Origin of the sequence: Alcanivorax sp. UBA3183 (genome assembly GCF_002364155.1) — a bacterium.
Lineage (GTDB): Bacteria > Pseudomonadota > Gammaproteobacteria > Pseudomonadales > Alcanivoracaceae > Alcanivorax > Alcanivorax jadensis.
Window position 1 is genome coordinate 309,517 of the sequence record NZ_DEXN01000006.1, and the last position, 22,322, is coordinate 331,838.

Here is a 22,322-nt window from a genome sequence, read left to right on the forward strand (position 1 = left end):
GGTTTCTGTGGTTTCGGGGTTCCGTTGGAGCTTTGCTTGCAAAGCGAAAGACCATCCCCGTTCCCGATGATCTGGATGAGCGCAGCGACCGGGTGGGGCTCATTACTACTGATTGACGAGTAAGACATGGATTGTCCCTCTATAGGCCGGAACGGGCCTTTTCCTTATGTGCTGCACCATGGTGCGGTTTCCGGTGTTACTGGTTCTGCCCATGAATGGGTGATTGGTGAGCAGGCGTCGGTGCTGATTGATTGCGGCCTATTTCAGGGACGAGATCAGGGTCCGGGTGGGGCCAGCGCAGACAATCTTGCCATCGATTTCGATATTTCCCGTATTCAGGCATTGGTGCTGACCCATGTGCACATTGATCATGTGGGGCGCTTGCCGTGGCTGTTTGCGGAGGGCTTTTCCGGGCCGATTTATTGCAGTGGGCCTTCTGCCAAGCTGTTGCCGATAGTCATGGAGGATGCCTTTCGGCTTGGAGTGAGCCGGTCGCCGTCGGATGTGGAGCAGTTTCTCGACATGCTCCAGGAGCGCCTGGTGCCGCTGCCCTACGATCACTGGCACGATATTGAGCTGCCGAGCGGGGTGAGGACAGAGGTGCGCTTGCAGCGAGCCGGGCATATTCTTGGTTCTGCGTTTGTTGAGTGTCGCTGGCAGAGCCGGCATATTACGGTGTTTTCCGGTGATCTTGGCGCCGCAGACGCTCCAATTCTGCCTCCTCCATCGTCGCCCGCTGAGGCCGATGTGCTGGTGATCGAAAGTACCTATGGGAATAGGCTTCACCAGGGCAGGGAGGAGCGTCAGGCGCGCCTGGAGGCGATGCTGGTACGTGCCTTGAAAGATCGTGGCACGCTGCTGATTCCGGCTTTCAGCATTGGCCGTACCCAGGAGCTGCTGTATGAGCTGGAGGATATCCTGCATCGCAATCGCCGGGCAGCCATGCATGATTTCCTTGATTGGAACGCCTTGCCGATAGTGCTGGATTCGCCTCTGGCCAGTCGCTTTACGGATGTGTACCGGGAGCTGGCACCCTATTGGGAAGACGAGGCCCGTGAGCGGTTAGTGGCGGGCCGCCGACCGTTGGCCTTTGGGCAGTTGTTGACGGTGGACAGTCACGACGCCCATTTGCGTATGGTGCGCCATTTGGCAGATAGTGCCCGGCCTGCGGTAGTGATTGCTGCCAGTGGTATGTGTGCGGGCGGGCGAATCGTCAACTACCTGAAAGCCATGCTTGAGGATGCCCGGCATAATGTGTTGTTTGTGGGTTACCAGGCGCAGGGCACCCCGGGCAAGGCGATTCAGTCCCGGGGGCAGGGTGCCCGGGTCGAGCTTGAGGGAAGCCAGTACAGCATCAAGGCGGCAGTGGAGTCTATTAGCGGTTATTCTGCTCATGGGGATCAGGCTGATCTACTGGCGTTCGTGGAGGGCATGACGCGCTGGCCGGAGGAGATCCGGGTGGTTCACGGGGATGATGGGGCCAAGCAGGAGTTCAAGCGGCGCCTGGCAAGCCTGTATGCCCGACATGACAAGTCCCTGAATGCGTTTTGCCCATGATATTTTCTTTGCTGGCGTGTCTGCTGTGGCGCCCACTCTAGTTTGAGTAGCCCCATTTTTTGGCGCTATGCCAGCATCGCTAAAGGTAGCAGGGGCTCCCCGGTGACTCGCGACAAGCATCACCACCCACGTATTAGTCTGTATTATCGGGTGCGGCGCGTTGCGAGCAAAACTGGGGTGACATGATTTGTGCAGCAAGTGCTGATACTGGCGAATAAGCCGCTGTTCAATTCGTACACCCTATATGCATATTGTACAGTTCACTCACGGTAAGAATGGAAAGGTTATGAGTCACGCTATACCCGCCTCGATTTTTCGGGCCTATGATATTCGCGGTATCTATAACGAGACACTCACCGACGATAGCGCGTACCTGATCGGCCGCAGTATCGGTTCCGAGGTGTTGGCGCAAGGGCAGGACAGCATTGCCCTGGCCCGTGATGGCAGACTGTCTGGCCCGGCACTGCTGCAGGCTTTGAGTGACGGTATCCGCGCCACCGGTTGCCATGTGGTCAATGTGGGCATGGTGCCGACTCCTGCACTGTATTTCGCTACGTATAACATTGAAGGCCTGAATTCCGGAGTGATGCTGACGGGGAGCCATAATCCGGGCAATTATAACGGCTTCAAGATTGTCATTAATGGCACAACGCTTTCCGGTGATTCGATTCAAGCCCTGCGCGAGCGTATTGAAGCGGGCAATTTCGCCGAGGGCGAGGGTAGTTACCGGGAGCAGGAAATTCTCGAGCTGTACGAGAAGACCTTACTGAGCAGGCATTCACTGGCCAGACCGATGAAGGTGGTGGTGGATTGCGGTAACGGTATTGCCGGGGTGCAGGCCCCGCAGGCACTGGCGGCACTGGGCTGTGAAGTGGTGCCACTGTTTACCGAGGTGGATGGTACCTTCCCCAACCATCACCCAGATCCGGGTGACCTGAACAATCTGCAGGACTTGATTGCCACAGTGAAGTCCGAACAGGCGGATTTGGGGCTGGCCTTTGATGGCGATGGCGACCGTGTAGGCGTGGTGACACCGGAAGGTGAAGTGGTCTACCCGGATATCCTGCTTATGGCTCTGGCAGAAGATTTGGTCAGCCGCCACCGAGGGGCAAAAGTCATTTTCGATGTGAAGTGCACTGGCGCTTTGTTTGACGTGATCCGCGACGCCGGCGGTGAGCCGGAAATGTGGCAAACCGGTCACTCATTGATCAAGGCGCGTATGAAGGAAACTGGCGCCCTGCTGGCCGGGGAGATGAGCGGTCATATTTTCCTGGGTGAAAACTGGTTCGGGTTTGACGACGCCCTGGTGGCCGCAGCCAGAATTCTCGGTATCATCAGCCGGACTGACGGGGGCGCGGAAGCGCTTTTCGGGCGCTACCCGGTGCTCTGCACGACTCCGGAAATCAATATCAATGTGACGGACGAGAACAAATTCCGTATCGTGGAATACCTGCAGACGAATGCGGACTTCGGCGTAGGCGAGCGCCGTGTCATTGATGGCATTCGTATGGACTATGCGGATGGCTGGGGCCTCTGCCGGGCGTCCAATACCTCGCCCAAGCTGGTTTTGCGCTACGAAGCCGTAAATGAAGAGGCTCTGGCGCGAATTCGTGACTTGTTCGAGAAGAATGTGAAAGAGGCGATGGCGTCTGCATAGCAATGTGCATGCATTTTTTAAAGCAGAGGGCCCCGATGGGGCTCTCTGTGGTTTAGTTGCCCTTGAATGTGTTGGTGCGCAAGCGACATCAGATCTGAAGGGTGTGGACAAAGCGGAAGTGACGATAGCTTCCAGGAGGAATTATGTCATCTGTATTGGTCACCGGCGGTGCAGGCTATATCGGTTCGCACACTGTACTTCTGTTGCTGGAAGCCGGCTACTCCGTGGTTGTTCTGGATAATCTGAGTAATAGCAGCCGCGAAAGCCTTAACAGGGTGGAGCGGCTGACAGGCAAATCCCTGGAATTTATTGAAGGTGATATCCGCGATAGTGTTTGTCTGAAGCAGCTTTTCAAAGCGCATGATATTGCGGCGGTGATTCACTTTGCGGGCCTCAAGGCGGTGGGTGAGTCTGTGGCTCAGCCGTTGCGGTATTACGACTGGAATGTGACTGGCACGCTCAGGTTGCTGGAAGCCATGGATAATGCTGATGTGCGGACCATGGTATTTAGCTCATCAGCGACGGTTTACGGTGATCCGGCCAGTGTTCCGATCCGTGAAGACTTCCCCCTTAGTGCCACCAACCCTTACGGTGCCACCAAGCTACATATTGAAGATATGCTCCGCGACCTTTACACCAGCGATACCCGCTGGCAGATAGTCCTTCTGCGCTATTTCAATCCGGTGGGAGCCCATGAAAGCGGTGAGATTGGGGAGGACCCGAATGGTATCCCCAATAACCTATTGCCATTTATTGCACAGGTTGCAATCGGCCGCAGAGAGAAACTGAATGTCTTCGGGGGCGACTATGAGACTGCGGATGGCACCGGGGTTCGAGATTATATCCACGTAATGGATTTGGCACAGGGCCACTTGGCTGCGTTGCAGGCATTTGAGAAAGCCCAAGGGCTTCTGACAGTTAATTTGGGTACCGGCCAGGGATATAGTGTACTGGAGATGATTGAAGCCTTTTCGAAGTCCTGTGGCAGAGATGTGCCCTACGATATTGTGGCCAGACGACCAGGCGATGTGGCTGTTTGTTACGCGGACCCAAGCCAGGCAATCGAGGTGCTTGGATGGCGAGCCATCCGGGGGATTGACGCTATGTGCCGGGATCATTGGCTTTGGCAAGAAAAAAACCCGAACGGGTATCGTTAAAAAGCAACCAGACTCCCTTTGACCCTCAAGCAGATGGCCAAAGGCGAGGCAGTGCCTTTTAGCGATGCCTCAAAATGCCAGCCTGATCGGCCTGGAGAGTCCTGACTGAGGGATTACCTGGTTGTGGCCCTCGTGTATAATATCCAGCTTTAACCGAAATCAGACTCCCCGAAATACACATCCACTGCTGGTGCCTGCCAATAATGAATAACCGGGATTTAAAAAATGTTTTTATTAATGGCATGGGGTTGGGTGGACCGTTAATTTTTGCGGTTTTGTGTATTCCGTTATTAATAAACAACCTTGGGGTGGAACGATTCGGCATTTTAACACTGATGTGGGCTGTGGTTAGCTATTTTGGGCTTTTTGACCTGGGCATCTCTCGTGCGTTAACGATCCAGGTGGCTATGGATATGTCCAATGGGGATTATTCGGAGGCCGGTTATACCTCCCGATCAGGCCTCAGGCTATTGTCATTTATATCCATTGCGGCAATCTTGCTTTTTCTTTTTTCTGGATTGCTGGGCGCAAGGTTTATTGATACGGATATAAGCCAACGAGAACTTTGTATCGCTATTCTCTTGTTGGCAATAGCTGTGCCAGCCATTGTTATGACGTCAGGCTATCGAGGCGTGCTGGAGGCCCAGCGCCGCTTTGCCGCTGTTAACGCGGTGCGCCTGCCGCTTGGTATTTATACTTTTGCTGGCCCTGCGCTTATCAGTTTTTTTTCTCAGAGTCTCGTTGCTGTAGCACTTATACTAATGATAGGGCGCTGGGTCGCATGGTTAGCAAGCATGCTTCTGGTAAAGGAATTTTTCAGTCATGGTTATGTGTTTGGGGTGCATGACAGAAAACGTTATAAAAAAATATTTCGCGTTTCCGGCTGGATCGCTGTAAGTAATATATTGAACCCGCTGATCGGTTATTGTGATCGATTTGTGATTGCGGTGGTGGTTCAAGTTTCTGTTGTCGCTTATTATGTTACGCCCTATGAAATGATAACCAAGCTCTGGGTTATACCTGCTGCCATTACAACTGTGGTGCTACCGGAATTTTCAAAGAAGGTTCTGAGGGCCAAGGAAAGAGATATATTCAATAAAGGAATACTTCTTACCCTTGGGTTGGTGCTTCCTATATGTGCAGTTACTTTTTTCTTCTCCAGTGAGATATTGTCTATTTGGATTGACCCGTCTTTTTCTGAGAAAGCCGGGTATTTTATGAAGGTGTTTTCTGTTGGTATCGCTATTAATAGCCTTGCTCATGTTCCTTTCGTTTATTTGCAGGCTGCGGGATACGCTCGCTTTCTTGCCAAATTTCAATTCTTCCAGCTCCCTCTTTATTTGGTTTCTCTGGTGCTGGCCGGCATGAATTGGGGGGCCGAGGGTGTTGTGTGGTGTTGGTTTTTCCGTATTGTCATTGATTCGCTTACGATTCTGTTCGTCGCGTTGAAAATAATTGGTGGTCATGTAAAAGAAGATTTGGTGGAAAATGGATAAAGTGCTACCCCGGGTGACGATAGTTACCCCAGTTTACAACCAGGCTGATTATGTTGAGGAGACGATAAAGAGTGTCCTTGCGCAAGACTACGCTGATGTAGAATACATCATCATTAATGATGGGTCCTCGGATGGTTCGGCAGCAATACTTGATAAGTACAAAGATGTGGCCACGGTTGTACATCAAGATAATCAAGGTCAGGCTGAAGCTCTTAATACAGGGTGGAAGAGTGCTAGCGGAACTATCGTTGGTTATCTTAGCTCGGATGACATCATTGCTCCTGACCTTGTGTCAAAACTAGTCAATGAATTGCTAAACAGCGATTCAGTTGTCGTCTATCCGTCTTTTAATTTGATTAGTTCAACAGGCAATCTGATCCGGCAAAAACAAGCGCCAGAATGGTCTTATCACAGCATGGCAGTCGACCTTGTTTGCCATCCTGGCCCCGGGGCTCTGTTTTATAAAAAACTCTTCGATCAGCTTGGTGGCTGGAAGTCTGAGCTTCGACAGGTTCCTGATTTCGAGTTTTGGCTAAGATGCATTGAGTTAGGGACTTTTAAGCGTATTGATGAACCTTTGGCGTCTTGCCGGATCCATGAAGAGTCTGCTTCTTTCCGCCCGGTGAGCGTTAATAGGTGCCATGAAATTGTTGATACGGTGGAGTCGTTTTATTCAAATAAAACTGATTCTGATGATCTTTCTCTGGCGAAAGCTAATGCATCGCTTATGGCTTCAAGATTAGGCTTCAGGTCTGGTCATTTCGGGTATGGGCTGAGCATGGCTATTGAAGCAGTTAGGTGTCGCCCACTATTTATTTTTTCCCCTTTGTTTTATAGAAGAGTTTTGGGTGGGTTGTGGGTTATGTTTTTGCTGAAAGCAAAATAGGTAAATATTCTAAGGGGTTGGAGATGCGTGTTTTAGTATTAGGCGCGACCGGTATGCTGGGTTACGCAGCTTATGTAGGTTTTTCTGGTGATGAAAGATTTCAGGTTTTCGGTACGTTAAGAGCCGAATCCGGCAAAAAATATTTCCATGATTCCCTGGCCTCCGGGTTGTTTGCAGGAGTCGATTTCTCAAGCTCTGACTCTATCGTACGTGTCTTCACCCAGGTTAAGCCGGATTTGGTGATCAACTGTGTTGGCGTAATAAAGCAACAAGAAGACGCTGAAAACCCTCTACATGTGCTGCCTGTGAACTCAATGTTGCCGCATCGGTTGGCTGAGTTGTGTGCGTTGGCGGGTGCGAGGTTGGTGCATATTAGTACTGATTGTGTCTTTTCTGGGGATAGAGGTGGATACTCTGAAACGGATGAGTCTGATGCAAAAGATCTTTATGGAAAATCAAAATTCATCGGTGAAGTGACGACTATGCCTCATGTGGTTACCTTGAGGACATCAATCATCGGTCATGAATTGCAATCGAGGAATGGTTTGGTCGAATGGTTTCTGAGTCAAAACAATGCGATCAAGGGTTTTACTAAGGCGATATTCTCTGGGGTGCCGGTTAACCATCTTTCTTGGATTATAAAAGAGTATGTAGCTCCTGATGCTTCATTGTCAGGTCTGTATCAAGTCTCTGCTGATCCAATTTCAAAATACGATTTGTTATCGGTTATCGCCAAACAATATGGAAAGAAAGTTTCTATTGAACCTTATGATCAGTTTGTTATTGACCGTTCTTTGGACTCCTCTCTTTTCAGAAAAAAAACAGGTTATGCTCCACCTGAGTGGTCTGCTTTGATTGAAGATATGTATAGATACTATAACTCCATAAAGGGAGTCAAAAATGTTTGATGATAAAGTCCTTCTTATTACAGGCGGTACTGGGTCGTTTGGTAATACTGTCCTCTCACGATTTCTAGGTACGAATGTTAAAGAAATTCGTGTTTTCAGTCGTGATGAAAAAAAACAAGAAGACATGAGAGTTGGCATCAATAATGAAAAAGTTAAATTTATGCTGGGTGATGTCAGAGACTATAATAGTGTTTCACAAGCAATGGTCGGCGTGGATTATGTTTTTCATGCTGCAGCGTTAAAGCAAGTTCCGTCATGCGAGTTTTATCCCATGGAAGCGGTTAAAACTAATGTGCATGGGACGGAGAATGTGCTTAATGCCGCGATCGCCAATAACGTTGAGCGAGTTGTTGTTTTAAGCACTGATAAAGCAGTTTATCCCATTAATGCAATGGGTATGTCCAAGGCGATGGCTGAAAAATTGGTGGCAGCTAAATCCCGTGTCGTTGGGCCAGAGGGTCCAATTTTTTGTGCAACAAGATACGGCAATGTAATGGCATCTCGTGGGTCTGTAATTCCTCTTTTTATTGACCAGATAAAATCAGGACAGCCACTCACTGTTACCGACCCTAAGATGACTCGTTTTTTAATGTCATTGGAAGATTCTCTGGATTTAGTTCTCTATAGCTACCAGCATGGTCAGGCGGGAGATATTTTTGTTCAAAAAGCCCCGGCAGCCACACTCGAAGACCTGGCTCAGGCGCTTAACGAAATACTAAAAAGCTCATCCCCAGTCAGGGTTATTGGCACCCGGCATGGTGAGAAGCTTTACGAATCACTAGTTTCTCGGGAGGAAATGGCAAGGGCAGAGGACTTCGGCCGCTATTATCGAATTCCGGCGGATAGCAGGGATCTTAATTATAAAAAATATTTTGTTGAGGGAGAGCAAAAAATATCCGAGCTGGAAGATTATACTTCCCATAATACGACTCGGTTGAATGTCGATGAAATAAAAGAATTGCTTCTGAAGCTCGATGTTGTAAGGAGTGCTATTGATGCTTAAGGTGATGACGATTGTTGGAACACGGCCAGAGCTTATAAAAATGAGTCGTGTTATTTCTGAACTTGATAAGCATACAGAGCATTGTTTGGTGCACTCAGGCCAAAACTACGACTATGAACTTAATGAGGTTTTCTTCAATGATCTCGAGATAAGAAAGCCGGATTTGTTTTTGGGAGTAAAAGCCGAGACGCCTTCAAAATCTATTGCAGGAATAATTTCAGCTGCTGACGATGTTATTCGTGATGTTAAGCCTGATGCGTTGCTTTTGTATGGAGATACAAATACTTGTATGTCGGTTATAGCGGCCAAGAGACATCAGGTACCCGTTTTTCATATGGAAGCGGGCAATCGTTGTTTTGATGAGAGGGTGCCGGAAGAGCTAAATAGAAAAGTGCTGGATCATTTAAGCGACATTAATCTTGTTTTGACTGAGCACGCAAGACGTTATTTGCTGAATGAGGGCATTGCTCCTGAGACTGTTATAAAAACAGGCTCACATATGTACGAAGTTTTGAACTATTACTCAGATAAAATTAATGGTTCTGAAATCATTGGAGATATGAAGCTTGAGCCCCGCAAGTTTTTTGTTTTCAGTGCCCATAGGGAGGAGAATGTTGATTCTGAATCTAATTTGAACGATTTGTTGGATTCTTTGAATGCTCTTGCAGAGAAATATGGCTTTCCCGTTATCGTATCCACTCATCCAAGAACCAGAAAAAGAATTGATGCACTTCCCAAGCGTGATATGAATCCGTTGATACGTTTTCTAAAGCCTTTGGGTTTCCTGGATTATATAAAGCTTCAAAAAGAAGCTTATTGTGTGCTTTCTGATAGCGGCACAATCACAGAAGAATCTTCTCTGTTAAACTTTCCAGCAGTAACTATGCGGAATGCTCATGAGCGGCCAGAAGGCATGGATGAGGGTACGCTCATAATGTCAGGTTTGAAGCCAGAAACGATTCTTGATTGTGTTTCTGTGGTGGTGAATCAGTTTATGGAAGAGCCTGATGCTATTCGTCCTGTTCAGGATTATGTGGCGCCTTCAGTATCCAGAAAAATTCTCAGAATTGTTTTAAGTTATACAGGTTATGTTGATCGCACTGTTTGGAGAAAATAGTCATTGAATGGTTGTTGTTTCCCATGAAGAGTAGCAGTGTCGATATAAGTGTGGTTATTCCTTGCTTCAACTGTGAGGAAACTCTTGAACGTGCGGTTGAATCAGTTTGCGGACAGACTGTTTTGCCGCGTGAAATTATTTTGATTGATGATTGCAGTAATGAGGCGACTCGCATTGAGATGCAGCGTCTTTCACAGATTTACACTTCGCCGCGCGTATTGCTCTTTTATTCTGAGGTTAATCGCGGTGCTGCTGCTGCGAGAAATAGAGGCTGGTCCGAAAGTTCAGGGGAGTACATTGCTTTTTTAGATGCTGATGACAGTTGGCATCCAAAAAAGCTCGAACTTCAGGCTCAGGTTTTAAAGGAAAAGAAGCCGAATTTGGTTGGTTGTTCTTTTGCTGTTTGTAACGATACAGTCCCGGACATAAATCAAATTCCGGACTTCGAGGTTAGTGAAGTAAAGCCGGTAACGCTTTTGCTTAAAAATATTTTTCCAACGCCTGGGGTTATTCTGCGATCCAACTTGCCTTTTCGTTTTGATCCAGAGAAAAGGTATAGCGAGGATTACAAGCTTTGGCTGGAGATTTGTTTGAAAGCAGGGGCTTGTTACAAGCTGGAGACTTCTCTGGTATATCTTTATAAGGCACCGTTCGGCGCTTCCGGATTAAGTGCTGATTTTTCAAAGGCTCAGGCCGGTGAGCTTGATACTTACAGATCGCTGCTTCAACAACGCCTTATAAACCCCTTTACCTTTGGCTTTCTGTGGCTTCTATCTAACATTAAGTATGTTAGACGCTTAGTTTTGCGGAGCATGCAAAGTGTTTAACGTGCCCCAAACCCTGTCGCAACTGTCCTGATGGTCTTGAGTACAATCAAAATATCCATCCATAGCGACAGATTCTTGATGTAAAAGAAGTCATGCTCCACCTTTTCCCGGGTCGACTCGGTACATACCGCATATCCCTGGCTCACCTGAGCCCATCCTGTAATGCCTGGCTTGACAATATGCCGGTAGCTATAGAACGGCACTTCCTGTTCGAACTGATCTACAAAGCCTGCTTGCTCAGGGCGTGGGCCTATAAGGCTCATATCACCTTTTATTACATTCAGGAATTGGGGAAGTTCGTCGAGGCGAAATTTTCTGATGAAGCTGCCAAACCGAGTAATTCGATGTTTGTCCATATCGGCAAAACGTGGGGTGTCGTCGTCTTCTGGGATCATGGAGCGAAATTTGTACATGTGAAAGGGCATGTTTTTTTGACCCACTCGTTGTTGAATAAATAGAACAGGTCCTTTTGATTCGAAACGGACAATGATTGCTACTATCAGAGAAATAGGCAGGACAACCGGACTGAGCAGGATGACAGAAGCAATATCAATTAGTCTTTTTGCAATGACATAGACGACGTTGGGCTGCAGAGAATCCATATCATGGATGCTTAGCATGTTGAGATCGACTTTGCCATTGATGGCTTCGTTGAGTGTCTTGCTGCTTATAATTGTCGTGCCTGAAGCACTATGGTGGGCGACATAGCGTAGCCAGTCATCTTCAATTTGAGTTTCGGTATCTACGATAAGAGCGTCGTAGCGAGTGCTGCACAACATAGTTGATGTGAGCTCTCTGAAACAGATGTTCTCAGCTCCGTTTTTGTTGATTATTTTTACTCCTGGCAGTAATGCAAACTTCAGCTTTCGGTAGCGGCGGTTAATGATGAAGTTAATGAATTGCACGCTGAGAAGAAGCGCAAAGCCGATGAAAAGTGTGCTGCGTGAATAACCAAGGCGAAATGCAAGAACTGCCAGCATTGCGGTAGCGATCAAGCCCAGGGTTATGCTCGCGCTATAAGAGAAGCTGCGCCCACCCGGAAATCGGACGATCTTTTTTAAAAGAAGAGCATTGATGATGTAGATCGTTGTCAGGGTGATCAGGGAAAGTTGCTGGTTCGGATCCTGAGGGATAGAGACAGATCCATGTGCAACGAGCTGGGCTCCAAACAAGGTGAGGATCAGCCCCGCAAGGTGACCAATCACGGGATTGAGCAACAGCCTTTCATGAAGGCGCGTGTGGCGCGACGGGTCTATCGGTATGAAGTGAGAATTCATAGGTCAAAAGCGCCTGATTTTTTGCCTAGATAGGCGTGCAAGTAGTCCATTTTGGCGGGTTCCAGCCATGCATTTGGAGCGGATTCCCTGGCGGCAGACTGCATCATGTGCAGGTTTGCTATTAGCTGATGAAGGCTATGGCGAATAGAGTCCGAAGTGTTTTCGCACAGAATCCCGTTCCCTTCTTCAATCAGTTCGTGGCACCCGCCCACATCGCTAAGTAACAATGGCATTTCATGCGCCTTGGCCTCAAGGGCGGACATGGGCAACCCTTCGCTCTCCGAGATAAGGCAAAGAGCATGATAATGGTGGAACTGATCAAACGCCTGGATTTCTCCCGCGAAAATTACATTGTCTGGCGCAGTTGCCTGCAATTCCTGCTGTGCGGGCCCTGAGCCGACAATGGTGAGTGTCAGTTCACCCTGCGAGAAGCCGGAAACGGCATCTATTAATAGATCCGGGCGCTTAGGGTGTGCCAACCTGCCTAGAAAAAGTAATTTTACCGGTTTCGGCGGCAGGTTTGCAGGCTGTTTTGTCGGTTTCGGAGTCCGATTTGTCAGTGTGACAATTTTACCGGGTTGTATGTTCAGCCTTTGATCGCATTTTCTGGCGTCGGCCCTGGAAACGTTGATGACCAGGTCGGTCAGGTTTGAAAGTAGACGCTCTGCTAGGGTGAAGGCCCAGGACAGTTTGCCGCCGTTGTAAATGGAGGACCAGCCGTGCGAGACATAGACAACCCGTAGTCTCGGTATAAACAGTTTCATCAGTCTGGCGTAGACTCCTGCATTTGCGGAGCTGGCAACCAGGACGGAAATGCTGTTATCGCGAATGTAGCGGCGCAGTTTCAAGAGTCCGACAGGATTGGGAAGCCGCTTGAGCAGGTCGGGGAGAATCAGGGGCGATAGCGTATTCAGGGTTTGAGTCAGCCACTGGTCTTCCCCGGCAATCAGGAAAGGGTGGATGTCTTCTTTTAGGAGACAAATCTGGTCCAGCGTCCATCGCTGAGCCCCACCGGTCTCTGCTTTGGTAATGATGAAGCCGATGCGTGGTTTGTTATCCATGTCAGATCCGTAGTGCGCACTGGCCGCGGATTTTCTCATTTTCACGTGGTAGAGGGAAATCTGTGCCGGGGATAAGCTTGGAGGGGTTCAAGCATCGCTTGGGGTAACGATTGCCAGTGTTGGGGAAGGGGGGGCACCCAATCATTAGGCAAAGAAAAAGGGCTTACCCGATGGATAAGCCCTTTTCTTGTTTGGCTCCGCCTGCTGGGCTCGAACTAGGTGAATTCGCTGAATTCACCAATGATTAACTGTCGACCGCAGGGCGACCAATCATTGGGGCAAAGAAAAAGGGCTTACCCGATGGATAAGCCCTTCTCTTATTTGGCTCCGCCTGCTGGGCTCGAACCAGCGACCCAATGATTAACAGTCATTTGCTCTACCAACTGAGCTAAGGCGGAATGTCTTGAGGCGCGTATATTAGTGACGCCTTCCGGGGTCGTCAACACCCCGGAGGCGCGTTTGTTGCTTATTTAGCCAATGCTTGCTCAATGCGACGCATGGCTTCTTTCAGCGTGTCCATACCAACGGCGAAGGACAGGCGCATGCAGCCGGGCGCGCCGAAGGCAGAACCCGGTACCAGCGCCACTTCCGCGGTTTCCAGCAGCAGGGCGGCCAGGTCGGTGTCGGATTCCACGCCGTCCAGGTTGGCAATTGCTTCGGAGAAGTCAGGGAAGGCATAGAAGGTGCCGTCACCCTGGGCGCATTTCACGCCGGGCAGGGCATCCAGTGCCGCGGTCAGGTAGTCGTGGCGTTCTTTGAACGCTTTGACCATCTCGTCCACGCAACCCTGGTCGCCGGCCAGCGCGGCTTCTGCCGCGGCCTGGCTGATGGAGGCCGGGTTGGAAGTGGACTGGGACTGGACCTTCTTCATGGCAGCGATCAGCTTCTGCGGGCCGCCGGCATAGCCGATGCGCCAGCCGGTCATGGAGTAGGACTTGGAGACGCCGTTCATTACCACGGTGCGGTCGTACAGCTCCGGGCAGGCGTTGACGATGTTCACGAACGGCTTGCCGGTCCACAGGATGTGCTCGTACATGTCATCGGTGGCGATGATGATGTCCGGGTGCTTTTTCAGCACTTCACCCAGGGCCGCCAGCTCTTCCACGGAATACGCCATGCCGGAGGGGTTGGATGGGCTGTTGATCACGAACAGGCGGGTTTTCGGCGTGATCGCCGCTTCCAGCTGTTCCGGGGTGATCTTGAAGCGGCTGTTCACGTCGGTTTCGAGGACCTTGGGAACGCCGCCGGCAACCAGCACCATATCCGGGTAGCTGACCCAGTAGGGGGCGGGGATGATGGCTTCGTCGCCGTCGTTCAGCAGGGCCAGGGCCATGTTGAAGAAGGACTGCTTGCCGCCGCTGGATACCAGGATCTGGTTGGGCTCGTAGTCCAGGCTGTTGTCGCGCTTGAACTTGTCGATGATGGCCTTTTTCAGGCCGGGAGTGCCGTCTACCGGGGTATATTTGGTCTTGCCGGCGTTGATCGCTTCAATGGCGGCTTGTTTGATATGATCCGGGGTATCGAAATCCGGCTCACCAGCACCCAGCCCAATAATGTCTTTTCCCTGTGCACGAAGTTCACCGGCTTTCGCGGTGATGGCCAGGGTAGGAGACGGCTTGATGCGTTGTACGCGGTCGGAAAGGCTGATATCGGACATGCACTCCTCATTCGTCTAAAGAGTCGTATTGGCTGCGCTTTTGGCGCAGAAAGGGCCCGGAATTTTAGCGGATATGGACGGGAATGTCCCGTATTTCCTTGTGAGGCAGCAGGGGTGGGGCGCTCAACCAAAGCGCGCCTTGCTGGGCACGAGCTCTCTAACGAGCCGCTGTAGGAGTTCCCTTCCAGGGGACGAATCCGAGCTTTAGCGAGGAAAGGTCGGGTCAATACTGCCCCAACACTCTGCCATCATCCGCCACCTTCGCCCTATGGGTGTTTCGCGCTGCGCGCGGTTCGTCCCTCGAGAGGAATTATTCGCTACGCTCACCCTTGGGGCCGCACGGAACTACGTGCGTTACTCCGCTACGCTCCGTTCCTACAAGGTCTCGGCACCGATTCGTTCAGCAAGCTGAATCTCCCACGGGGAAATCCGGTGTTTCTGGCGTTGTTATTCCACCGCGCATTCACGCCGGCTCTGCTACACTATTTGCCGATTTTAAAACCATGATTTTGCTGCCTTCCTGGCTCGGGAGGGTAGCCACCAGGATATCTCCATGTCCGAAAGCCTTTTCAAGCTTCATTCCGATTACCAGCCCGCCGGTGACCAGCCAAAGGCCATCGCCCAGTTGATCGAAGGGATCGACGATGGCCTGGGCCACCAGACCCTGCTGGGGGTAACCGGGTCCGGCAAGACCTTCACCATGGCCAACGTGATCGAGCAGACCGGGCGGCCCACCATCATCATGGCGCCCAACAAGACGCTGGCGGCCCAGTTGTACGGGGAGTTCAAGGAGTTCTTCCCGGAGAACGCCGTGGAGTACTTCGTTTCCTACTACGACTACTACCAGCCGGAAGCCTATGTGCCGAGCTCCGACACCTTCATCGAGAAGGATGCCTCGGTGAATGAGCAGATCGAGCAGATGCGTCTGTCTGCCACCAAGGCCATTTTGGAGCGGCCGGACACCATCATCGTGGCCACGGTGTCCGCCATTTACGGCCTGGGTGACCCGGCCAGCTACCACGCCATGGTGTTGCACCTGGTGCGTGGTGATCGTATCGACCAACGCGAGCTGCTGCGCCGACTGGCGGAGCTGCAGTACACCCGCAACGAGATGGATTTCCGCCGTGCCACCTACCGGGTGCGGGGTGATGTGATCGATATTTTTCCGGCGGAAGAGGAAAAAGAGGCGGTTCGCATCGAGCTGTTCGATGACGAGGTGGAAACCATCAGCATCTTCGATCCGCTCACCGGCGAGGTGCTGAAGCGGGTAGGGCGTATCACCGTTTACCCCAAGAGCCATTACGTGACGCCCCGGGCGACCGTGCTGAAGGCCATCGAGATGATCAAGGAAGAGCTCACCGAACGGCTGGCCGAGCTCAAGGAACAGAACAAGCTGGTGGAAGCCCAGCGGCTGGAGCAGCGGACTCGTTTCGACATCGAGATGCTGCAGGAGCTGGGTTACTGCAACGGGGTGGAAAACTATTCCCGGCTGTTCTCCGGCCGGGCACCGGGGGATGCGCCGCCCACCCTGTTTGATTACCTGCCGGAAAATGCCTTGCTGATCGCGGATGAGTCCCACGTGACCATTCCCCAGCTGGGTGCCATGTACAAGGGCGACCGTTCGCGCAAGGAAACCCTGGTGAGCTTCGGGTTCCGGTTGCCTTCGGCCATGGATAACCGCCCCCTCAAATTTGAAGAATGGGAGCGGTTGGCGCCGCAGATGGTGTTCGTGTCGGCCACGCCGGGCCCCTACGAGGCGAAATACGCGGGCCAGGTGGTGGAGCAGGTGGTGCGGCCCACCGGGCTGGTGGACCCGCAGATCGAAATCCGCCCGGCGATTACCCAGGTGGACGACTTGCTGGGCGAGGCCAAGGAGGCCATCGCCAAGGAACAGCGGGTGCTGGTTACCACGCTCACCAAGCGTATGGCCGAGGATCTGACCGAGTACCTGAACGAGCACGGCATCAAGGTGCGTTATCTGCACTCGGACATCGATACGGTGGAGCGGGTAGAGATTATCCGCGACCTGCGGCTGGGCAAATTCGACGTGCTGGTTGGCATCAACCTGCTGCGCGAGGGCCTGGATATGCCCGAGGTGGCACTGGTGGCCATTCTCGATGCGGACAAGGAGGGCTTTCTGCGCTCGGACCGCTCGCTTATTCAGACCATTGGCCGGGCGGCGCGAAACGTGGATGGCCGTGCCATTCTCTATGCCGACAAGATGACCGGTTCCATGGAGCGGGCCATTGATGAGACCAACCGTCGCCGCGAGAAGCAGGAAGCCTTCAACAAGGAGCACGGCATCACGCCGCAGAAGCTCAACAAGAAGGTTCGCGACATCATGGATGACAGTGGCGGCAGCCGTTTCGACCGCAAATACAAGGGTGACAAGGGCAAGAAGGTGGCTGAGTCACCGTCCAAATACGAAGCCATGTCCCCGGCGGAAGTGGCCCGTGAAATCAAAGCCCTGGAAAACAAGATGATGGAGCACGCCAAGAACCTGGAGTTCGAAGACGCTGCGGCCACACGGGACCGGATTCACCAGCTCCGCGAGCTGGGCTTTATGCGCTAACGTTTCTACAAGGCCGCCGTAGGAGCGCCTCTCGAGGCGCGAACCTTGCGCAGCAAGGAAATCGCCCGCAGGGTGATCAGGAATATCACCCCGTGACAGGTCTATCCAGAGAGACCAGGTTTTTCGTCGCGTCGTTTCCTCGCCAAGGCTCGGATTCGCGCCTCAAGCGGCGTTATTCGCTTCGCTCACCCCTTCGGGGCCGCCCTGCGTGCGTTACTCCGCTCCGCTACGTTCCTACAGTGGCTTCGTGGAGGTTTCCGAGGTCTGCGGTGCCAACTCCTCCACCCAGATCAGCGTCCCCGCGATCACCGCCACCGGCATGATGAACAGGTTCACCAGCGGCAGCATGGTCAGGCCCATGACTACGGCGCCGAAGGTGAGTACCAGCCAGCGTTTGGTTTTCAGGCGCTCCAGCATCACCTCGAAGGGCACCTGGCGGTTATCGGCGCCGAAGTCGATGTACTGCATGGCCAGCAGCCAGCCGGACCACAGAAACCAGATTGCCGAAGCGAACACGTTCACTACCGGGATGAAGTAGACCACCAGCACCACAAACAGAATCAGCACTGCCCGCCACAGCCAGTACCAGGTCTTGCGCAGTTCGCGCTTGAAAGTACGCATTATCATGGCCGGGATGGATTCGTCCGGCATGGGGTGGCCGGTGGCCTGGATGTCTACCTTTTCCGCCAGAAAGCCCATGAAGGGAGCGGCGATCAACTGCACGCCGATGGAGAAGACGCTGGCAAACAGCGCCAGCAGCAGGACCCAGACCAGCAGAATGGCGGCGTCGACCAGGAAGTGCAGGGCCCCGTTGAGGAAGCTCAATGAGCCGGTCAGTGCCCAATCGGCCGTGGCCGCAGCGATCCAGCCGGCGATCCAGCTGCCGCTGAGCCAGTACAGGCCGCCGAAGACCAGAATATTGAAGATCAGAGGAATGATTACATAGGTCCGCAGCTCCCGGCTTTTTGCCAGGGTGACACTGCGTTTGAGGTAGCTGATGGCATCGGCAACTTGAGACACGGCAAATCCTTGGCTGTGAGAAAGCAGCTACAAGCTACAAGCAGACAGCAAAAAGGGAAAGCCCCCGTTGGCAAGCCCACCCCGCCCCTTGACCGTTGGAGCCTTGCTCGCAAGGCGAAGGGCTATCAGGGTCAGGTAGCCTCTGTTTCCGGGTCGCTAGTCTACTGTTGGAGCCTTGCTTGCAAGGCGAAGGGTTCCGAATCAAGGCGTCCGCCTAGTCAGCAAGGCTCCAACGGTGGCTTGGTGGAAAGGGCTGGCAGCCTGTGTGACTTGATGCGGGCTTTTGCAGTTGTTTTCAATTCGCGCTCGCCCCTGTAGGAGCCCATGCTTGCATGGCGAATCGCCCGCCGATGGGAATATTGCCGTGCACTCTGGCGCCCGGAGGGGCCCGGCATTCTTGGCCTTATTGTAAACAGGGCGTTGCGGCTGATGAATTCAGCTCGGGTTGCCGCTAGACTTACCCACTTTAATGCCCACGGTGCACCGAAATCGCTTCAGGGGGCGGCGGAAATCCTTGTTTTCGCCCAATTTTTGGCCTGTTGGCCCGAGTTAAGCAGACACTATGCGACTGAAATCCATAAAACTGGCCGGGTTCAAATCCTTTGTGGACCCTACCACCACCAATTTCCCGGAGAATCTCACCGCCGTGGTGGGGCCCAACGGGTGTGGGAAGTCCAATATCATTGATGCGGTCCGCTGGGTGATGGGGGAATCCTCCGCCAAGCACCTGCGTGGTGAGTCCATGGCGGACGTGATCTTCAATGGCTCCAATGCCCGCAAGCCCGTGGCCCAGGCCTCCATTGAGCTGATCTTTGATAACTCCGATGCCACTGTCACTGGCGAATACGGCAAGTTCAACGAGATCTCGGTAAAGCGCCAGGTCACCCGCGACGGCCAGTCCAACTATTTCCTCAACGGCACCAAGTGCCGGCGCAAGGACATTTCCGACATCTTCCTGGGCACCGGCCTGGGCCCGCGCAGCTACGCGATTATCGAGCAGGGGATGATTTCCCGGCTGATCGAGGCGAAGCCGGAAGAGCTGCGGGTTTACATCGAAGAAGCGGCGGGGATTTCCAAGTACAAGGCGCGCCGCCGCGAGACCGAAAACCGCATCCGCCGCACCCGGGAAAACCTGGAGCGACTCACTGATATCCGTGACGAACTGGAACGTCAGCTGGAGCGCCTCAGTCGTCAGGCCAGCGCGGCGGAAAAGTACAAGCAGTACAAGGAAGAGGAGCGCCTCAAGGGTGCACAGCTCAAGGCCCTGCGCTGGAAGGGGCTGGATGGCCAGGTCAAGCAGCTCGATCACGTGATCGGCGAGCTGGATGTGTCCATGGAAGCCAAGATCGCCGAGCAACGCCATGTGGATGCGGAGGTAGAGCGCCTGCGCGACAAACACCACGAGGTGCAGGAGCATTTCAATCAGGTGCAGCAGCACTTTTATGCCCTGGGCGCAGAAGTGGCTCGGCTGGAACAGAGCATTCAGCATCAGCGTGAGCGAAAGCAGCAGCTCTATGAAGAGCTGGACCAGATCAAGGCGAGCTGGCAGGAATCCGATGAACACCTGCGGGTGGACAGCGAGAAGGTGGCGGAACTGGATGCCATCCTCGCCGAGCGTGAGCCGGAGCTGGAGCTGATCAGTGAGCAGCAGGAAGCGTCCGCCGAGGCGTTGGCCCTGGCCGAAGAAACCATGCAGAACTGGCAGCAGGAGTGGGAAGAATTCAACGGCCAGTCCGGGGAATCCCGCCGCCAGGCCGAGGTGGAGCAGTCCCGCATTCAGCATCTGGAAAAATCCCAGGATCGCCTGAAAGAGCGGATTGAGCGCCTCAAGAAAGAACAGGAATCCCTGGATTCCGGTCCGCTGGCCCAGGAAATGCGCCAGCTGGAAGAGCAGGTGGAACAATATCGCGGCCAGTCAGAAGAAAACGAACTGCGCAGTGAATCCCTGCAGGAAGACATCAACCGCATGCGCCGGGAAAACGGCGACCGGGGTCGTCAGCTGGACGAGGCCCGCGAGAAGCTGCAGACCCTGAAGGGCCGTCGCACCTCTCTGGAAGCCTTGCAGAAAGCCGCCATGGGCGATGACGGGGCGGTGAGTGACTGGCTCAACCGTCACGAGCTGGATGCAGAGCCGCGCCTGGCCGATCAGGTACAGGTGGACGAAGGCTGGGAAAAGGCCCTGGAAGCAGTGCTGGGTGACAGCATCCAGGCGGTGGCCATCAGCGGCCTGGATCAGGTCAGCGACTGGCTGGGCGATCTGTCCCATGGCCGCCTGGCCCTGTTCAGCCCGGCCTCGGTGAAGGGCTCAGGTAGCAAGGGCAAACTGCTCCGAGATCATGTTCAGGGCCAGGTGCCGGAAGGTCTGCTGGCCGGCGTCTATGTGGCCGATGATCTGAATGCCGCTCTGGCCCTGCGCGGCCAACTGGACGCCTACGAATCTGTGGTCACCCGTGACGGTATCTGTCTCGGCCCGGACTGGCTGAAAGTGGCCAAAGAGGAAGATCAGGAAGCCGGTATTCTTGAGCGCCGTCGGGAGCTGGAGCAACTGGAGGGCGAGATTGAGACCCTTCAGACCACCGTGGACGACCTTAAAGAACAACTGGACAGCACCCGGGAACAGATCGGCGAACTGGAAGAAGAGCGCGAAGACGTGCAGCGCCAGGCCAGCCGCATCAACCGGGAGCTGGGTGAGATCAATGCCCAGGTCAGCGCCCGCCAGGTGCGCCTGGAGCAGATCACCATGCGCCGTGAGCGTCTGGGCCGCGAGCTGGAAGAAGCCAATGAGCAGCACGCCCAGGAACAGGAACAGATGAAAGAGGCCCGTGGTGTGCTGGCAGAAGCGCTGGACGCCATGGAGGCCGACAGCGGCCAGCGGGAAGCCTTGCTGTCCCGCCGTGATGAGCTGCGCCTGCGTCTGGATGAGGCGCGCCAGAAAGCCCGCCATGCCCGTGACCAGTCCCATCATCTGGCCATGGAAGTGCAGGGTGCCCGCACCCAGGCGGATTCCCTGCGCCAGAACCTGAGCCGTCTGGAATCCCAGGTGCAGGCCCTGGCCGAGCGCAAGGCGCTGCTGGAAGAGCAGACCAACGAGGGCGACGAACCGGGCACCGAGCTGCAGATGCAGCTGGAAGAAAAACTGGAAGTGCGCCTGGAAGCGGAACACAAGCTCACCGAGGCCCGCCGTGAACTGGACGCGGTGGACCACGAGATGCGCAACCTGGAAGGCCAACGCGGCCAGTTCGAGCGCCAGGCCCAGGAAATCCGCAGCACCATGGATCAGAAGCGGATGCAGTGGCAGGACCTGACCACCCGCCGTCAGACCGTGGCCGAGCAGCTGGGTGAGCACAACTTCGATTTGGACACCGTGCTGGAAAACCTGCCCGAGGAAGCCAACGAGCAGGAGTGGGCGCGGGAAATGGACATGATCGGCCAGCGTATTTCACGGCTGGGCCAGATCAACCTGGCGGCCATCGACGAATACCAGCAGCAGTCCGAGCGCAAGAACTACCTGGACAGCCAGAACGCGGACTTGGAAGACGCGCTCAACACCCTGGAAAACGCCATCCGCAAGATCGACCGGGAAACCCGGGCGCGCTTCAAGGAATACTTCGACCGCATCAACCGTGGCCTGCAGGAACTGTTTCCCAAGGTGTTCGGCGGCGGTCATGCCTATCTGGAGCTCACCGGCGACGACCTGCTGGATACCGGTGTCACGATCATGGCGCGGCCCCCGGGTAAGCGGAACAGCACCATCCACCTGTTGTCAGGGGGGGAGAAGGCTCTGACCGCTCTGTCCCTGGTATTCAGTATCTTCCAGCTCAACCCGGCGCCGTTCTGTCTGCTCGATGAGGTAGATGCGCCGCTGGACGATGCCAACGTGGGGCGTTTCTGTAACCTGGTGTCGGAAATGTCCGCAAAAGTACAATTCATCTACATTACTCATAACAAGATTGCGATGGAGATGGCTGCTACCCTGATGGGGGTCACCATGCACGAGCCTGGTGTGTCCCGTCTGGTATCGGTCGATGTGGAAGAAGCTGCCGAAATGGCGGCTATGTAACTCACGTCCCGGGGTTCAATGACCTGAAAACGCCCTCTCCCTGTCCCTCTCCCGCAAGCGGGAGAGG

General features: G+C 53.5%; 15 protein-coding genes and 1 tRNA gene. 11 read left to right on the forward strand and 5 right to left on the reverse strand.

All coding sequences use genetic code 11. The features are described 5' to 3' along the window. Positions 1-126 precede the first annotated feature (126 nt). The 9 genes from B3Q33_RS02850 to B3Q33_RS02890 all read left to right on the forward strand — a co-directional run bounded on the left by B3Q33_RS02850 (position 127) and on the right by B3Q33_RS02890 (position 10,608). A complete protein-coding gene (locus tag B3Q33_RS02850) occupies positions 127-1,557 on the forward strand; it encodes an MBL fold metallo-hydrolase RNA specificity domain-containing protein (RefSeq protein ID WP_273008831.1) in 1,431 nt (476 codons plus the stop codon). A 286-nt stretch (positions 1,558-1,843) separates the two neighbouring features. Next, complete coding sequence (locus B3Q33_RS02855; RefSeq protein WP_273008830.1) at positions 1,844-3,214, forward strand: phosphomannomutase/phosphoglucomutase; 1,371 nt, start codon at positions 1,844-1,846, stop codon at positions 3,212-3,214. Positions 3,215-3,357: 143 nt separating this feature from the next. Next, the gene (gene galE, locus B3Q33_RS02860; RefSeq protein ID WP_272979971.1) at positions 3,358-4,371 is read left to right on the forward strand and encodes a UDP-glucose 4-epimerase GalE; all 1,014 of its coding nucleotides are present in this window, start codon (positions 3,358-3,360) and stop codon (positions 4,369-4,371) included. 203 nt (positions 4,372-4,574) lie between these two features. Further along, positions 4,575-5,867 carry an oligosaccharide flippase family protein gene (locus B3Q33_RS02865; protein ID WP_273008829.1) on the forward strand — a complete coding sequence of 431 codons (1,293 nt, stop codon included), beginning with the start codon at positions 4,575-4,577 and terminating at the stop codon, positions 5,865-5,867. Then, positions 5,860-6,753 (forward strand): glycosyltransferase, encoded by an 894-nt coding sequence (locus B3Q33_RS02870; RefSeq protein ID WP_272979973.1) that lies wholly within the window; start codon positions 5,860-5,862, stop codon positions 6,751-6,753. The genes B3Q33_RS02865 and B3Q33_RS02870 overlap by 8 nt, the downstream gene beginning before the upstream one ends. Beyond that, entirely contained in the window at positions 6,723-7,661 is a 939-nt protein-coding gene (locus tag B3Q33_RS02875; protein ID WP_286826785.1) for a dTDP-4-dehydrorhamnose reductase family protein, read from the forward strand. The genes B3Q33_RS02870 and B3Q33_RS02875 overlap by 31 nt, the downstream gene beginning before the upstream one ends. Continuing rightward, positions 7,654-8,664: a polysaccharide biosynthesis protein gene (locus B3Q33_RS02880; RefSeq protein ID WP_272979975.1), complete on the forward strand. Its 1,011-nt coding sequence runs from the start codon at positions 7,654-7,656 to the stop codon at positions 8,662-8,664. The genes B3Q33_RS02875 and B3Q33_RS02880 overlap by 8 nt, the downstream gene beginning before the upstream one ends. After that, positions 8,657-9,781, forward strand: coding sequence for a non-hydrolyzing UDP-N-acetylglucosamine 2-epimerase (wecB, locus tag B3Q33_RS02885; protein ID WP_272979976.1), 1,125 nt, complete (start codon positions 8,657-8,659; stop codon positions 9,779-9,781). Before B3Q33_RS02880 ends, wecB begins: the two co-directional genes overlap by 8 nt. A 23-nt stretch (positions 9,782-9,804) precedes the next feature. Continuing rightward, entirely contained in the window at positions 9,805-10,608 is an 804-nt protein-coding gene (locus tag B3Q33_RS02890; RefSeq protein ID WP_273008828.1) for a glycosyltransferase family 2 protein, read from the forward strand. On the opposite strand, the gene B3Q33_RS02895 is transcribed toward B3Q33_RS02890, so the two are convergent. The 4 genes from B3Q33_RS02895 to B3Q33_RS02910 form a co-directional block, all read right to left on the reverse strand. Then, on the reverse strand, positions 10,605-11,885 hold the full coding sequence (locus tag B3Q33_RS02895; protein WP_272979978.1) for a sugar transferase: 1,281 nt from the start codon (positions 11,883-11,885) through the stop codon (positions 10,605-10,607). The genes B3Q33_RS02890 and B3Q33_RS02895 overlap by 4 nt on opposite strands. Then, positions 11,882-12,946 (reverse strand): glycosyltransferase, encoded by a 1,065-nt coding sequence (locus B3Q33_RS02900; protein WP_273008827.1) that lies wholly within the window; start codon positions 12,944-12,946, stop codon positions 11,882-11,884. Before B3Q33_RS02900 ends, B3Q33_RS02895 begins: the two co-directional genes overlap by 4 nt. Positions 12,947-13,268: 322 nt before the next feature. After that, positions 13,269-13,344: transfer RNA gene (locus tag B3Q33_RS02905), tRNA-Asn, on the reverse strand. A 68-nt stretch (positions 13,345-13,412) separates the two neighbouring features. Further along, a complete protein-coding gene (locus B3Q33_RS02910) occupies positions 13,413-14,603 on the reverse strand; it encodes a pyridoxal phosphate-dependent aminotransferase (protein WP_273008826.1) in 1,191 nt (396 codons plus the stop codon). A 553-nt stretch (positions 14,604-15,156) separates the two neighbouring features. Here B3Q33_RS02910 and uvrB point away from each other — a divergent pair. Then, positions 15,157-17,175, forward strand: a complete 2,019-nt coding sequence (gene uvrB / locus B3Q33_RS02915) for an excinuclease ABC subunit UvrB (RefSeq protein ID WP_035247047.1) — start codon at positions 15,157-15,159, stop codon at positions 17,173-17,175. A gap of 234 nt (positions 17,176-17,409) precedes the next feature. Here the strand turns inward: uvrB and cysZ are convergent, their stop codons facing one another. Next, entirely contained in the window at positions 17,410-18,195 is a 786-nt protein-coding gene (gene cysZ / locus B3Q33_RS02920) for a sulfate transporter CysZ (RefSeq protein WP_272962197.1), read from the reverse strand. A gap of 562 nt (positions 18,196-18,757) precedes the next feature. Between cysZ and smc the strand changes: the two genes are divergently transcribed. After that, positions 18,758-22,255, forward strand: a complete 3,498-nt coding sequence (smc, locus tag B3Q33_RS02925; RefSeq protein WP_277673079.1) for a chromosome segregation protein SMC — start codon at positions 18,758-18,760, stop codon at positions 22,253-22,255. Positions 22,256-22,322: the final 67 nt, after the last annotated feature.